This window comes from Novipirellula herctigrandis, from assembly GCA_007859835.1.
GTDB classification, from domain to species: Bacteria; Planctomycetota; Planctomycetia; order Pirellulales; family Pirellulaceae; genus Novipirellula_A; species Novipirellula_A herctigrandis.
The window spans coordinates 584,423-585,030 of the sequence record SJPJ01000002.1; the positions used below are offsets into that span (position 1 = coordinate 584,423).

The following is a 608-nucleotide window of genomic DNA, read 5'->3' on the forward strand; positions in this document are numbered from 1 at the left end:
GACTTGCGACTGAGGGCCGGTTCGACGCTTGACTTCGAGACGAATCCGTCGCTCGACGTGACTGTTAATGTGGACGATGCCGCCATCCCCGGCAGTCCGGACGACTTCGATTCGCACTCAGTCACGATCAGCGATGTCAATGAAGCACCCACGATCACCCTGTCGTCCGTGGTCAGCAACCTCAGCGAAGATGCTGACACCAGTTCCGCTATCGTGGTTGCGACGATCGCTGTCAGTGATGATGCACTGGGCTCACAGACGCTGTCGCTTTCCGGTACCGATGCGGCGATGTTTGAAATCGTCGGCAATGACTTGCGACTGAGGGCCGGTTCGACGCTCAACTTCGAGACGAATCCGTCGCTCGACGTGACTGTTAATGTGGACGATGCGTCAATCCCGGGTAGTCCCGACAATTCCGATTCGCACTCGGTCACGATCAGTGATGTCAATGAAGCACCCACGATCACGCTGTCGTCCGTGGTCAGCAACCTCAGCGAAGATGCCGACACCAGTTCCGCTATCGTGGTTGCAACGATCGCGGTTAGTGATGATGCACTGGGCACCGAAACACTTTCACTGACCGGCACCGATGCGGGGCTGTTCGAGAT

General features: G+C 57.2%; 1 pseudogene. It reads left to right on the forward strand.

What is annotated here, in order from left to right:
- Window positions 1-608: pseudogene (locus tag CA13_RS36000) on the forward strand (cadherin repeat domain-containing protein); the annotation flags it as partial.